This window comes from Methylomonas sp. LL1, assembly GCF_015711015.1.
Lineage (GTDB): Bacteria > Pseudomonadota > Gammaproteobacteria > Methylococcales > Methylomonadaceae > Methylomonas.
Genome location: NZ_CP064653.1, coordinates 2,351,249 through 2,364,838, shown reverse-complemented (window position 1 = coordinate 2,364,838; position 13,590 = coordinate 2,351,249). Strand labels below are relative to the sequence as shown.

12 protein-coding genes are annotated in these 13,590 nt (G+C 52.6%); 3 read left to right on the top strand and 9 right to left on the bottom strand.

Annotated features, from left to right (window positions below; genetic code table 11):
* Positions 1 to 5 precede the first annotated feature (5 nt).
* From pgaC to erpA, 3 genes are all read left to right on the top strand, one after another.
* Positions 6 to 1,355 (top strand): poly-beta-1,6-N-acetyl-D-glucosamine synthase, encoded by a 1,350-nt coding sequence (gene pgaC / locus IVG45_RS11020; protein ID WP_196437849.1) that lies wholly within the window; start codon positions 6 to 8, stop codon positions 1,353 to 1,355.
* Entirely contained in the window at positions 1,352 to 1,792 is a 441-nt protein-coding gene (gene pgaD, locus IVG45_RS11015; RefSeq protein WP_196437848.1) for a poly-beta-1,6-N-acetyl-D-glucosamine biosynthesis protein PgaD, read from the top strand. Before pgaC ends, pgaD begins: the two co-directional genes overlap by 4 nt.
* A 153-nt stretch (positions 1,793 to 1,945) precedes the next feature.
* Positions 1,946 to 2,278: an iron-sulfur cluster insertion protein ErpA gene (gene erpA, locus IVG45_RS11010; RefSeq protein ID WP_196437847.1), complete on the top strand. Its 333-nt coding sequence runs from the start codon at positions 1,946 to 1,948 to the stop codon at positions 2,276 to 2,278.
* A 172-nt stretch (positions 2,279 to 2,450) separates the two neighbouring features.
* Here erpA and IVG45_RS11005 read toward each other — a convergent pair whose 3' ends face one another.
* The 9 genes from IVG45_RS11005 to IVG45_RS10965 form a co-directional block, all read right to left on the bottom strand.
* Complete coding sequence (locus IVG45_RS11005; RefSeq protein WP_196437846.1) at positions 2,451 to 4,295, bottom strand: hypothetical protein; 1,845 nt, start codon at positions 4,293 to 4,295, stop codon at positions 2,451 to 2,453.
* A gap of 6 nt (positions 4,296 to 4,301) precedes the next feature.
* Positions 4,302 to 4,748: a putative lipoprotein gene (locus IVG45_RS11000; RefSeq protein ID WP_196437845.1), complete on the bottom strand. Its 447-nt coding sequence runs from the start codon at positions 4,746 to 4,748 to the stop codon at positions 4,302 to 4,304.
* 234 nt (positions 4,749 to 4,982) lie between these two features.
* Positions 4,983 to 7,853 carry a bifunctional [glutamate--ammonia ligase]-adenylyl-L-tyrosine phosphorylase/[glutamate--ammonia-ligase] adenylyltransferase gene (gene glnE / locus IVG45_RS10995; protein WP_196437844.1) on the bottom strand — a complete coding sequence of 957 codons (2,871 nt, stop codon included), beginning with the start codon at positions 7,851 to 7,853 and terminating at the stop codon, positions 4,983 to 4,985.
* Between the two features lie 557 nt (positions 7,854 to 8,410).
* Complete coding sequence (locus IVG45_RS10990) at positions 8,411 to 9,295, bottom strand: GGDEF domain-containing protein (RefSeq protein ID WP_196437843.1); 885 nt, start codon at positions 9,293 to 9,295, stop codon at positions 8,411 to 8,413.
* Between the two features lie 134 nt (positions 9,296 to 9,429).
* Positions 9,430 to 9,978: a putative Fe-S cluster assembly protein SufT gene (gene sufT / locus IVG45_RS10985; protein ID WP_196437842.1), complete on the bottom strand. Its 549-nt coding sequence runs from the start codon at positions 9,976 to 9,978 to the stop codon at positions 9,430 to 9,432.
* 2 nt (positions 9,979 to 9,980) lie between these two features.
* Positions 9,981 to 10,712: an SDR family NAD(P)-dependent oxidoreductase gene (locus tag IVG45_RS10980; protein WP_196437841.1), complete on the bottom strand. Its 732-nt coding sequence runs from the start codon at positions 10,710 to 10,712 to the stop codon at positions 9,981 to 9,983.
* Positions 10,703 to 11,377 carry an HAD family hydrolase gene (locus tag IVG45_RS10975; RefSeq protein ID WP_196437840.1) on the bottom strand — a complete coding sequence of 225 codons (675 nt, stop codon included), beginning with the start codon at positions 11,375 to 11,377 and terminating at the stop codon, positions 10,703 to 10,705. Before IVG45_RS10975 ends, IVG45_RS10980 begins: the two co-directional genes overlap by 10 nt.
* A 3-nt stretch (positions 11,378 to 11,380) precedes the next feature.
* Positions 11,381 to 12,088, bottom strand: coding sequence for a bifunctional 2-polyprenyl-6-hydroxyphenol methylase/3-demethylubiquinol 3-O-methyltransferase UbiG (gene ubiG, locus IVG45_RS10970; RefSeq protein ID WP_196437839.1), 708 nt, complete (start codon positions 12,086 to 12,088; stop codon positions 11,381 to 11,383).
* Between the two features lie 194 nt (positions 12,089 to 12,282).
* Positions 12,283 to 13,536 carry an HlyC/CorC family transporter gene (locus IVG45_RS10965; RefSeq protein ID WP_196437838.1) on the bottom strand — a complete coding sequence of 418 codons (1,254 nt, stop codon included), beginning with the start codon at positions 13,534 to 13,536 and terminating at the stop codon, positions 12,283 to 12,285.
* Between the last annotated feature and the right edge of the window lie 54 nt (positions 13,537 to 13,590).

Genomic DNA, 13,590 nt, shown 5'->3' with positions numbered 1-13,590 from the left:
CCCTTATGGATCAATTAATCACGTACCCCGTGGTTCAGCATCTGATTGACTGGTGGCTGATAACACAGGAATATCTGGAAGAAATGCCGTGGCAGTCATTCAATGAATGGCTGTCGCGGTTTGTGTTTTATTATCCGCTGCTGATGGCCTATGTCTGGATGATAGGCGGCATCATTTACTATCTGCGCTGGGAGCGGAATCGAGGCAATGTGCTGTCCGATTTGCCGGTTTTAGCCGAATACCCGATGGTGTCGATTCTGGTTCCTTGTTACAACGAAGGCGATAATGTCCGGGAAACCATCGAGTATTTACTGCGGCAGAACTATCCCAATTATGAAATCATCGCCATCAACGACGGCAGCCAGGACAATACCTTGGATATTCTGCATGAATTGGCCGGGCAACATCCCATACTTCGGGTCGTCAATCTGGCCAGCAACCAAGGCAAGGCGGTGGGGTTGCGCACGGCGGCCTTGCTGGCCAATAGCGAAATTCTGATAGGCATCGATGGCGATGCCTTGTTGGCGCCCAATGCAACCGCCTGGATAGCCAGGCATTTTCTGGAGAACCCCAATGTGGGAGCGGTAACAGGCAATCCGCGTATCCGGAATCGGTCTACCCTGCTGGGTAAGGTCCAGGTCGGTGAGTTTTCGGCGATTGTCGGCATGATCAAACGCGCCCAGCGTTCATACGGACACATTTTTACCATTTCCGGCGTGATTGCCGGTTTTCGTAAAACCGCCCTGCATGATGTGGGGTATTGGAGTCCCGACATGGTTACCGAAGATATCGACATCAGCTGGAAACTGCAACTGGCTGGCTGGAGCATCCATTTTGAACCCAATGCCTTGTGTTGGGTGTTGATGCCGGAAACCTTGAAAGGTTTGTGGAAGCAGCGCAGCCGTTGGGCGCAGGGTGGGGTGGAAGTGTTGCGGCGCTATTTCCGGCCGTTGTGGCGCTGGGGTTCGCGCGGCATGTGGCCGCTGTATTTGGAATGTTGTATCAGTTTATGCTGGGCGTTCTTGGTGGCGGGGTTACTAATCGCCGCGCCGTTGCAATGGATTATGACCGAGCAGCCGCAAGAGGCGTTGGAAGATTTATCCCCGCATTGGACCAGCATGTTGTTATGCGTCACCTGTCTGATTCAGTTTGCCGTTAGTCTGACGATTGATTCGGTCTATGAAAAAACTAGCGGCGGTTCGGCGCAACATTACTATTGGATGATTTGGTATCCGATTGTGTATTGGCTGATCAGTGTCGGCACCACCATTCACGGTTGTATCAAGGCGTTGCGCAAAAAGAGAGGTCAACGCGCGGTGTGGGTCACCTTGGATAGAGGTTTGAGGCAAAAATGAAAGAAATCATCATCAACCAGCCGCATTTGCAAAGTCTGCAACAAAGACTGGGTTCGGTATTTTTATCGGCGATGAGTTGGTTATTGTGGCTGTATTTCCTGCTGCCGTTGTTCACCTTGGGCGGTTGGTTGATGGGGGTGAAAAGCTGGTCGGACGAAATCCGCTGGTTCGGCGGCTACAAAACCCTGTTGGAATTGTTGCAGATGTACGGCGGCATCATCATCGTCATTGCGCTGCTTTGGTTGGTTTGGACTTTTTTCCTGTCATGGCTGCATGCATCGACCAAGCACAAAACCCTAGCACCAGTCAGCGATCGGGCCTTGGCCAATCTGTTCGAGCTGGAGACTGCTCAACTGCTTAATGCCAAGGCTTGCAAGACACTGACCGTTCATTTCGATGACCACGCCGCCATCACTCGGATCGACTGCATAAAATAAGGCAATTGCCTGTGTTTCCACGCCAATTTTTTAGCCGTCATGCGGAATGGCGAGTCATGCGGAGCGGGTTATTTCAAGCGGGAGCAAAAATTCTTGATTAAAATACTGGGTAAAAGCATAATTATTCCTTATCAATCAGTTAAAGAGGTTTGTATGGCCGATCCTATTGTTTTTACAGACAGTGCCGCAAGCAAAGTCGCGGGTTTGATTCAGGAAGAGGGCAACGATAACCTCAAGCTCAGAGTCTACATCACCGGCGGCGGTTGCTCGGGTTTTCAGTACGGCTTTACCTTCGATGAAGAAGTCAACGACGACGACACTCAGATTCAGAACGGCGGCGTTACCGTCTTGATCGACTCGATGAGCATTCAGTATCTGAATGGGGCCGAGATCGATTACAAGGAAGATTTATCCGGCGCCCAGTTCGTGATCCGCAACCCCAACGCCACCACTACCTGTGGCTGCGGTTCGTCTTTCTCGGCCTAACATTCGGCGCTTCGTAGTGCTGGTGATTTTATGCCCTAAATAGCGGGGCCACTCCCTGCAGGCTCAAACTTGAGTTTCCGGCAATGTGGGTAAAATGCCCGGTTAATGAATATGGCCGATAAAATCAGGATGGAGATGATTTTGAACAAGCCGTCGGCAATAGAATACCCGGCTAATCCGGCAAGGACTGGGGCCAGGCAAATTTATAGCTGCCCTTGCGGATATTGATAAACGCCAGCTCCGGCAGGCTCATCATCAGCCCGCGAGTGCCGTTGGTCAGTGCCTCGCCGCCGTCAATAGGCAATTCGAACAGGCCCAGCAAGCTCTGGCCCAGGCCGGTCATGGTATTAAAGGCTCCGAACAGCGGCCGCAACAGCCAGCCGTCATCGGTAAAAAACAGGAAGGCGGCATCGTCGGGATTATAGCGATACAGTTGGGCGCTGAAGATGTTCGATTCCCGGAGGTAGACCCAGGGCGCGAAATCCTCCTGGTATTGTTTTTGCAGTTGTTGCTGTCGGAATGACGGTAAGACCGTGACATTTTTGACCGGATAGGCGGATTGCAGCTTGGCATAGGCAGTGAACGGAATAAAGTGCAAATCCGGATCGATGACGCCGCCCAGCCGTTGTTCGGTTTCATGGCCTAAGGCTTGGTTTATGCTACGAAAAATTTCGGTGACGCAGTTGCGCGACAGTAAGTCGTAAGCATAATGCTGTTCCAGTTCGGTTTTCAGTTGCGGGCCGATAAGCCCTATTGCCCGCAAGGCCTGTTGCAGCGCCTGATCGGATAAATCCGGGCTCATCGATAACGGCAATTCCAACCCTTTGAGCGGCAGCGCTTGCTGGCCCCGATAACGCAGGCTTTTTCGGCTTAGACTGAGCCGCCATTCTCGATACCGGTTGGCCGCCCGTTCCAGATCGGTGTAAGCCAGATCATCCAATGTTTCGCTCCGGTCCAGGGATTGCCACTGTTGACGCCACCCCTGTTCGGCGGCCTGACGTTGGCGTTGCATGTCTTCGGCTTGGCGGCTATAGGTTTCGGTGGAAATAACGCCGGCATCGCTACTGAAATCGTCCAGAAATAGCCAGTGTCCGGACTGCAAGCTTTGCTCGACCGCCACTAATCGGGCCAAGGTTACAAACAAAGCCTGTCCCCAGTCCGGCCGTTTCGAGCTCAGCAAGGCTTGCGCTGTTTTCGATAAATGCTGCTGAAATTTTTGCAGAGCCAGTCTTTGGGCTTCGTCCAGTTGCCAGTCGGCCTCATCTAGCTGATGGCAGGTGTCTTCGGCCAAGGGGCGGGTTTCCCTCAATGCCCGCACGGCCAATAAACCGTTTAATAAGTCGGTATAGCGCTGGAAAAATCCGTAATCGGTCTGCGCCGTTGGGTTATCGAAGCGGGGCACCGGTAGTTGCTGAATGGCTCCATGCAATTCTTGCAACCGACGCGGTAAAAAATCCGGGCCTTGTTGCCGGTTGATTTGTTCAAGCAGTCGACCGAGGATGGCGCGGGCGGCGTCGGCGGTTTGGCATTCTCCGGCCGGGATTGCCGGGCGAGTTAAATCCCGGTCGCTATAAAACAAGCCGGCTCCGGCCAGTTTAAGCCGTTTATCGGCTATGGATGTAGGATCACCCTTTAAATTTAATAACCATTCCAGCAGCAGGCGGTCATTTTCCAAGGCCTGTTGGCGTTTGAATCGTCTGTCCTGATCCCAGAATTGGCGTTTGAAGTAATCCTTCAATAACGCAACAGTGGAGCCGGAAGCCTCGATATCGGCGGCGTGTATCGTGCGGTTTTGCAGGTAACGGTAGTCGAAGCTAAAGTCTTCGGCATTTTCCTTGACCAATCGGATCAGGCCATCGCTATATTGGTAATGGTAGACCTGATCGTCAAATTGCAGCGCGGCGTGGCCACCGCTGGAATTGCCCTCGTTGGCTTCGATGTACAGGTAGCGAAATGTATCGGCGTTGGCGCTGTTTAAGCAAAATAACAGCGCCAACAACCCTGCGGCGGCTTTCAAGCGCCGTTACTTCCGGCTGTCGTAGCCATCCTGGATAGACTGCATTTTTTCGGCATCGCCGTCGGCGAAATTGTTTTTGAAGGTTTCGTAGCCGACACCATCAATACCGGCCTTTTTCAAGGCTTTACCGATCGCTTTATAGGTGTGCGGATCGGATTCCCAGTCGCTGACGCCGTGATCGTTTGCAATTTCTCCCAGACCTTTTTGAAAACCTTCGTAATCGGTCGGACCGGAGGTGGATTTCAGATAGGCGTAGGTGTAGTCGACAACATCGGATTCGTATTTTTTAAAATTGATGGACGACGACAGGGACGAGGGCGATGAGGCCAGATCCGACGAGCTTTCAACGCTGGTTGAGCTGGATTCCGAACTATGCGAGAACGAACAGGCGTTCAACGCCATGGCGAAACAAATCGGGGTGATACGGTATGCGATGGAATTTAAGCCGGACATGATGGCAGCTCCTTAACAGTGATAAAAATAGAGGCATAACGATTCAGCGCGTTTTTTTAAATATCCCGATCTTGCGAAGCACAATAAATCATCGGTTTTACCCGTCGCTGAACGGTTACGAATAGTCTGGTATAGGCTAATTATTTCCGCTTATGGTTTCCTTACGCTCGACACCCCAGGTTTTTAGCGATGTTTAGCGTGAGAATGACCAATAAATTCTTAAATGGATTGGATCTACTCCATAAAATCATGCCAGATTCTATCGACTTGTGCCCGTAATTCGCTGAATTCGGCGTCGCCGGCGGTGGCGCTTTCGCCTTGCAGCACTTGGTGATGGCCGTAATCGCGATAGCTGCAATAGGCTTTTTTCAGCAGGGCGGCATCTTCATTGCTGATGAAACCATGCGCGGCCAGTCCTTCCAGCAGACGGACATTGTCGGTGTAGGCGGCAAGGCTTGGGTTTTTAGCGGTCTCGGCCAGCACGCCGAATTGCACGATAAACTCGATGTCGGCAATGCCGCCCTTGCTTTGTTTTAAGTCGAAAACCTCGGCATTTTTGCTGGCCAGGGCGTCACGCATTTTCTCGCGCATTTCCCGCACTTGCAGTTTCAGTTCGGTCACATCGCGCGGCATGGCTAGAATGCGGGCGCGGATGGCCTCGTATTCGGCTTTCAAGCTCAAGTCGCCGGCCACGAAGCGGCCGCGCACCAAGGCCTGATGTTCCCAGGTCCAGGCCTGATCGCGCAAATAATCTTCGTAATGCTGGATATGGGTCACCAGCAAGCCGGAGTCGCCGTTGGGGCGCAGGCGCAAATCGGCTTCGTACAAGACCCCGGACAGCATTTTTGTATCCAGGATGTGGCGGACTTTTTGCCCCAGACGCAGATAAAACTGGCCGGCGCTGATCGGTTTGTCGCCATCGGTCATCAGGTTGACATCGGTGCAGTCATACAAAAACACCAAGTCCAGGTCGGAGGCATAACCCAATTCGATGCCGCCGAATTTGCCGAAGGCGATGATTGCAAAACCGCGGGCTTGATTGACATCGGTGCCCGGCGGGCAGCCGTGTTTGTCGGTCAGTATTTGCCAGGCCCGTTCCAGCACCTGTTCCAGTATCGCTTCGGCGGTCCAGGTCAGATAGTCGCTGACGATCATCACCGGAATCACGCCCATGATGTCGGCCGCCGCCACCCGCAACACATTCAGATGTTTGAACTGGCGCAAGGCGATCATCAACTGTTCGCCATCCTGAGTGTCGACTTTGTCGAGTTCGCGGAGCAAATCGCGGCTTAGATCGGCTTTTTTCAGGGGCTCGAACAGGGTGCGCGGGTCCAGCAACTCGTCGAACAGAATCGGATATTGAGCCAAGTATTCGCAAATCCACTGGCTGGCGGCCGCCAGTTTGATCAACTGGGTGAGGGCGTCGGGATTTTCCGCCAGCAACGACAGATAGACATTGCGGCCGGATACGGCCTCGAACAAGTCCAGAATCCGTAACAGGGTTTGGTCGCGGTTTGCTATGCAGGGTATGCGTTCGAGCAACAGCGGCATCAGTCTGTCCAACACGCTGGCACCCTTGCGCGACATACGCTTGATCGGATTGGAGGTCTTGAAATCCAAAATGGCGCTAAACACGGTCTGCGGATCGGCATAGCCTAAATCAAGCAGGGTTTCCAGCGCCAATTCCTCGTCGGCGCCGGCCCAAACCTGGCGACTGGCTTGCTGCTGATTGTCCTGTTCGCTGAGTGAAAATACCTGATCGAAAATAGCATGTACGCTGGCGCGGACCCGGTCCAGTTCCCGCTTGAAGCTGTCCCAGTCTTCAAAATCCAGCGAAAACGCCAGGACTTGCCGGGCCAACGGTTGTTGAGGCAGGTCGTGGGTTTGTTTGTCCTGATACTGCTGGATGTGGTTTTCCACCCGGCGCAGGAAACGATAGGCGAATTTCAGCGTCGCCACATCGTCGCTTGCCATCAGTCCCAGTTCATCCAATACCTCCAGTATTACCTGGATTTCCCGTTGCCGCAGCGCTATCTCCCGGCCGCCGCGTATCAGTTGAAAGGCTTGGCCGATGAACTCGACTTCCCGAATGCCGCCGGGGCCGAGTTTGACGTTTTCCATTCGGTCCTTGCGTTTTAGTTCCTGAGTGATCTGGTATTTCAACGACCGCAGTTCCTCGAAAGCACCGTAGTCCAGATAGCGTCGATAGACGAAGGGTTTTATCAAGGCGGCAAGTTGTTTGCCGGTGTTGAAATCACCCGCCACTTGCCGGGCTTTGATCATCGCATAGCGCTCCCACTCGCGAGCCTGGGTCAGGTAATAATTTTCCATGCCGTCGAAGTTCATGATCAAGGGGCCGCTGTCGCCGAAGGGCCTGAGGCGCACGTCGGTGCGAAACACAAAGCCGTCCACGGTGATTTCGTCCAGCATTTTTACCAGCGAACGGCAGATACGGCTGAAAAATTCGCCGTAGCTGATTTCCTTTTTTTCGCTCAACACGCCGTCTTCGGCATAGGCAAAAATCAGATCGATGTCGGACGAATAATTCAGCTCCCAGGCGCCTAGTTTGCCCATGCCCAGCACCACGATGTTGAACGGCGTGCCATCGGACAGGGTCGGCGTGCCCCAGCGTTGACAGGCTTGCCGGTAGAAAAAATCCAAGGCGGTCTGGATGCAGGCTTCGGCTAGTGCGGTCAAATCGGCCAGGGTTTCGTCCAGATCCGACCAGCCGGCCAGATCGCGCCAGGCGATGCGTACCATTTCTCGGCGCCGGAACAAGCGCAAATGCTTGGCCAGACCGGCCTCGCTCTCGGCCGGAGAATGTTGCAATGCGGCGGCGTAATCATCACGGCGGCTTGCGGAAAACAAATCGCCGGATTGCACAAGACCCGTGATTAAGCGCGGATCGCGCAGCCAGCTATCGCTGATGAACTGGCTGCAACCGCAGACTTTTAATACCGATGTGCGGAAATTATCGTTATCGAAGATGGCCAAATCCTCCTCGGTCAGTTTGTCTTCGAGTTCGGCGCTGAAAGTAAGCGCCTGGCTGTGCAAGGCATCAGGTAAATGCACGGTATGCTGGGACAGTAAAGTCTGAAGAGTCATGGACGAGTTTAGGTTAACGGTAAACCGCTAATGATACCTAAACTGTGCAGTTGGCCCTAGTGGGTATGGAATGTTGGAAAGTTGGGTGTGATTCAAACCGAGGCGTAAATTAACGAAACGCTACGCGAAGCTGATTTAAAGTCGGTTCTCGGACCGACAGCCGAGTTGCTTTCTTTTGCTCGGCCAAAAGACAGCAACCAAAGAAAAGGCCGCCCAATACCGCCTTTCCTGCGCTTCTCGTATTTGACGAGGGTTTTCTCAAGGGGCTTCCCAGCCCCTCCGAAAACGAGCGGCATCCCCCTGCCACTCCCATGGCGGGCTATTCTCGTCAAATGCTGCGATGCTCGGGGCGGTATCAGGGGATTACCCCCATGCCTTCGGCATATTTCCGCTTCGCGGTTTTATTGCAAACAAAAGAATTCCGCCTCAGTTTGAATCGCACCCGGAAAGTTTGGCCGGATAATCGGGCTAAGCGACTTGAGGCTAGGCTGCCTGGCAAGCATTGATGGATCAGCCAGGCAGTCAAAGGAAGGGTGTTGGACCGTTATGCAGTGGATTTAGCCAAGACAAACCCGGTTTCTGCCCAGGCTTTTGGCTTTGTACATGGCCGAATCCGCCCGCTTGATAAGGCTGTCCATGGTATCGTTGCCTGTTAAGGTGCTGATGCCGAGGCTGGCGGTGATATTCAGCACGGCCATGCCGTAAGCTATGGTGTGCGATTCGATGCCAAGGCGGACCCGTTCGGCAATGATGGCGGCGGCTTCCTGGTTGGTGTCTATCAATAAAATCACGAATTCCTCTCCGCCATAGCGAAATACAATATCGCTTCCGCGCACGCTGTCTTTGACCCAGCCGGCCACCGAGGCCAGGGCTAGATCGCCGCAGTCATGGCCGTGTTCATCGTTAATCCATTTAAAGTGGTCGATGTCGACAAAGATCAGCGATAAATGCTGTTCGCAGCGATTAGCGCGCTTCATTTCCCGCATTAAGGTGTCGTTGAACGCCGTTCTGTTATGGGTTTGGGTCAACGGATCGGTGTAAGCCATTTGCAAGGCTTGATGGAACAGGGTGGCATTTCGCAGCGGATAAATCAGGCAGCACAACAGGCTTTCCAGCATCTTCAGTTCTTCCTTGCCGAAACGTTGACTGCGTGTCAATTTCAGTTCGCCGAGCTGTTGATCTTCGACTTTCAGGGAATAGCTGCAGGAATGGCGTCCGATGATGCCGCGCTTGAACGCCAAATCGAATTCAGGGTTGACATATTCCAGGCTGTTATGCGGAATGGTAACTTGGATTTTATTGCAGAATATCGAGATCAGTTCGTTGAATTCCAGCGTGGTTTGCAGGGCGCTGCTGATGTCGTAATGATGAAGGTTAACCGCTGTCGAGGCTTCAAAACTTTTATTGCTGACAACGGCTAGTTCGGCTGCTTTTTCTTTCATGACACTTCCTCGGGTCTCGAATCAACGGTTCAACGTGTTCAAGCGATAGCTGTGCCAGATTAAATTATTTTATATAAATCAATTTATTAATTTATTTTTGCTGCCGGGAGTGGCAAAAAATTGCCGCGCGGATTTTAGAATAGACCCAGTTGCACCTGCGCAACTTCGGACATCATTTCCCTGGACCAGGGCGGGTCCAGCACCACTTCGACGTTGACCGAGCTGACGCCCGGCAAGGCCCGGATGCATTTTTCCACGTCGCTTTGAATCACGGGACCCATGCCGCAACCCGGAGCCGTCAACGTCATTCTGATATGAACGTCGTTTCCGCCTTGGGCGTTGCCGCTGACATCGCAGCCATATACCAGTCCCAGATCGACGATATTCACCGGAATTTCCGGGTCATAAACCGTTTTCATGACTTCCCAGCAGTTTTTTTCCACGGCTTTGGCGTCGGTTTCCGAGACCAGGGTATGCAACTCATGCGCTTCCTTGCCCAGCGCATCGGCATCGACGCCGGCAATGCGCACCATATGGCCGTAGTCGGTGATTACGGTGTAATTGCTGCCCAGCGATTGGTGTATCGTGACTTCCTGACCCTTGTTCAAGGTGCCTTGGTAGCCGTCGGGGATAGTGACCATGTTGACGTCGCGGGTTAAAGTAACTACTTCTCTTTCTGCCATAGTCATTCGAATGTAAAAGTCTGTGCGTCAATAATTTGACCAGTGATACCGATGCTGGCCGTGTCAAATAAGTAACAGTAAATCGGGTCCAAGCTGCTCATTGGCGGCAGTTTGGATTTGTCTTCGGCCGGATAGGCTTTTTTGCGTAGCGGCGAATCGACCGGGCCTGGAACCAGGGTATTGACTCGGATTTTTTGCCCGGCTTCCAGTTCTTCGGCCAAAATCTTGGCAAAGCCCTCCAGCGCGATTTTAGACACGCCATAAGCGCCGCTATAAGCCTGGGCTTGTCGCGCGGCGGAATCCGAGGTAAACACAATCGAAGCATGCGGACTTTTTTGCATCAACGGCAGTAGCACCCGGCTCAATAAAAACGGGGCATTCAAGTTGACGTTTAAGGCGTGGCCCCAATCCTGGGTTTTATGTATAGCCAGAGGCGTATAAGCGCTGAATTCCACGGCGGAATGCAACAGGCCTTGCAGCGAGCCATAATGTTGGCCGATGGCATCGGCCATTTCCTGGTATTGGGCTTCGCTGGCGCCGGCCAAGTCGAAGGGATACATAACGGGTTCGGTGCCGCCGCAATTAACGATGGCGTCGTATATTTTTTCCAGCTTGGGGATGCTTTTATCCAGCAAAATCAGTTTGGCGCCGCGTTTGGCCAACGCCAGCGCGGCGGTGCCGCCGAGTCCTCCGCCCGCTCCGGTGATCAGAATAACTTGATCGGTCAATGACATAGCGTAGCCTGTATCCATTTTTGCAGTTGATGAGGGTGCTCGATGAGAGCGTCCGCGCCCCAGTTTTCCGGCTGGTCGCCGTCTTTTAGATAACCGTAGACGGCCGCCAGGGTTTTCATGTTGGCATTTTTGCCGGCGGCAATATCGTGCGAGGCATCGCCGATGTAGACACAGTTTTCGGGCCTGACCGCGGCTTGCCTACAGGCCGCCAGCATGGGTTCCGGGTGCGGTTTGCTGTTGGCGGTGGTATCGCCACTGATGACGCAGGCCGCGCGTTCGGTCAGTTTTAATGCATCCATCAAGGGCAGGGTAAAGCGTTCGCGTTTGTTGGTGACCACGCCCCATTTCAAGCCCAGACTTTCAATGGTTTCCAGCGTTTCGTAGATACCGCTAAAAAACCGGCTATGCTCGGCAATATTGTTTTGATAGCAATCCAGCATGAATTCCAGTAGTTGGTTTTGCCGATCCTGATCGGCGTCGGCCACCGCCTGTTTGATCATCGCCAATGCGCCCAGGGAAATACAGGGTTTAACCTCGGCTTCATTTACCGCGGCATAGCCATGCGCGGTTAAGGTCCGGTTTAAACAGGCGATCAAATCCGGTGCGGTATCCACTAGGGTGCCGTCCAGATCGAATAACACGCAATCAAGCTTGAAACAGGTCATTGATTATTCGGGGCGCTTGAAAGCGGCGATGTAATTGACATCGATGTCCTGGCCCAGGCTAAAGCGCTTGCTGAACGGGTTGTATTGAATACCGGTCATGGCTTGTAATTCTAGGCCGGCATTGCGGGCCGACTGGCTTAGCTCGGAAGGCTTGATGAAGGTTTTGTATTCGTGCGTGCCTTTCGGAACCATTTTCAATAAATGTTCGGCGGCTAAAATAGCCAGCAGATAGGCTTTGGGTACACGATTCAGGGTGGAAAAAAACACCATGCCGCCGGGTTTTACCAGTGTGGCGCAAGATCGGATGATCGATGCCGGATCGGGTACGTGCTCCAGCATTTCCATGCAGGTGACATGGTCGAAACTTGCCGGTTGTTGTTCCGCCAAGGTTTCCGCGCTGATTTTTTGGTAATGCGCGGCGATGCCGGTTTCCAGGCCATGCAGGTCGGCAATGTCGATCAACTCTTCGCTGAGATCGATGCCCAGCGCATCGGCGCCGCATTTAGCCAAGCCTTCGGTCAAAATCCCGCCGCCGCAACCGATGTCGACCACGCGCTTGTTCTGCAAGTCGGCATATCGTCGGATGAATTCCAGGCGCAATGGGTTGACGTCGTGCAGGGTTTTGAACTCGCCGTTTGGATCCCACCAGCGTTCGGCTTGCGAGCCGAATTTGTGGATTTCGTGTGGATGTACGTTTTCAGTGGCAGTCATGGCATCAAGTCTTCTTTAAAGGCTATAGTTTACTTTAATAGTAGGTTATTCGTCATGCCTGAACTTTCAAACGGAATATCTGTTCGGGAATGTTAGGCCGAGCGGGTATTTACCGGAGACAATCCCTTGATTTTGAATTGAGTGTCGGGCGATATTAGATCAAAACAAAGGATGGGCAAACTAACGGTGTTGGGCTATTGGAGTTCTATCTGGGGGTGGAAGCGCACAAATTTCACCGTATTATCGTCGCGTTGGAGTATTTCCAGGATGTGTCCATGCAGTTTGATACTGGTGCCGGGTTCCGGGATGGTTTCCATGTATTCGATGATCAAGCCATTCAGGGTTTTGGGGCCTTCCGTGGGTAAATCCCAGTGGGTGACGCGATTCAATTCCCGCACGGTCACGCCGGCGTCGACCAAGTAACTGCCGTCTTTTTGGACTTTGATGTCCGGTTCCTCGGCGACCAATTCGCCGACGATTTCCTGTAATAAGTCGTCCAGTGTCACCAAACCTTGTACATCCCCGTATTCGTCCACCACTAAACCGATGCGCAATTTTTCGGTCTTAAAAATCTGCATTTGCTTGTGTATCGAGGTACTGGCCGGGATAAAGAAGGGTTTGACCAAACTGTCGGTGATGATCTGTTTGTCGAAGTCGGCGTGCGTGATTCTGGATAAAACGTTACGGATATGCAAAAAGCCGATGACGCGGTCGATGTTCTTTTTATAGACCGGTAATCGAGTGTGCGGACTGTTGCGTAACTGCTCGATAATATCTTCCATCGAGTCTTCCAAGTCGATGCCGACGATTTCCTTGCGCTGGGTCATGATGTCCTCAACGCTAGCCGATTCCAGGTCCAGTATGCTTAACAGCATGTTTTGATAGCGGGCCGGCAACAGGTGATCGGTGTCCGAGACGATACTTTTTAATTCATCTTTATCCAGGGCATCCTTCTTGGCTTTTTTGGGATTAACGCCGACGATGAGTAATAGCACATTGGATGCCGCATTCACAATCCAGACGATAGGGTAAAAAACTTTCAACAAGGGTGTGTAAATCCAGGCCGAAATAAACGCTAGGGTCTCGGGCCTCAATGCGGCCAGGGTTTTGGGGGTGACTTCGGAGAAAATTAAAACGGCGATGGTCAGTAGCGCCGTGGCGGGGGCAATGGCTTCATCACCGCCGACGCGAATGGCAATCAGGGTGGCAATGGCCGAGGCCAGAATATTGACGAAATTGTTGCCCAGCAATATCAGACCGATTAAACGGTCGGGTCTTTTTAGCAGTTGGTGGGCTTTGATGGCGCCGCGGTGTTTCTGTTTGACCAAATGTTGTAACCGATAACGGTTGAGTGTCATCAAGGCGGTTTCGGAACCGGAGAAAAAAGCGGATAGGAGTAATAAAAGGGCCAGTATACCGAGCAATATACTTAAAGGAATGTCGTTCAACGAAGTGGCTCAAGATTGCGAAACATCTCGCTAGTTTCTATGCTGGCGAAGTTT